Genomic DNA, 607 nt, shown 5'->3' with positions numbered 1-607 from the left:
CTGGCTCCCACTGCTTGTACGTATGCGGTTTCAGGTTCTATTTCACTCCCCTCACAGGGGTTCTTTTCGCCTTTCCCTCACGGTACTGGTTCACTATCGGTCAGTTAGTAGTATTTAGCCTTGGAGGATGGTCCCCCCATATTCAGACAAAGTTTCACGTGCTCCGTCCTACTCGATTTCACCTAAAGGTTGCTTTTGTGTACGGGACTATCACCCTGTATCGTTGTCCTTTCCAGAACATTCCACTAGCGCCCAATAAGCTTAAGGGCTGATTCGCGTTCGCTCGCCGCTACTAACGAAATCTCGGTTGATTTCTTTTCCTCAGGGTACTTAGATGTTTCAGTTCTCCTGGTTCGCTTCATTAAGCTATGAATTCACTTAATGATACTGACTTATGTCAGTGGGTTTCCCCATTCGGAAATCGTAGTCTATAACGGTTTTTATCACCTTAACTACGCTTATCGCAGATTAACACGTCCTTCATCGCCTCTAACTGCCAAGGCATCCACCACATACGCTTAGTCACTTAACCATACAACCCTAAGTAGTTTCTTGTTTTTTAGTCTGTAGACTGTGTTGCTTTATCACTCATGTAGTAAACTACACT

The 607-nt window shown here is 44.6% G+C and carries 1 rRNA gene; it reads right to left on the bottom strand.

Annotation, left to right across the window (positions count from 1 at the left end):
• Positions 1–532, bottom strand: a 23S ribosomal RNA gene (locus tag AC27G3_RS18190); the annotation flags it as partial.
• Positions 533–607 lie beyond the last annotated feature (75 nt).

The sequence above is a fragment of the Colwellia sp. SU-HH01217 genome (assembly GCF_057543495.1).
Note: the sequence above shows the minus strand (reverse complement) of the source record. Positions and strands in the feature narration are given on the sequence as shown.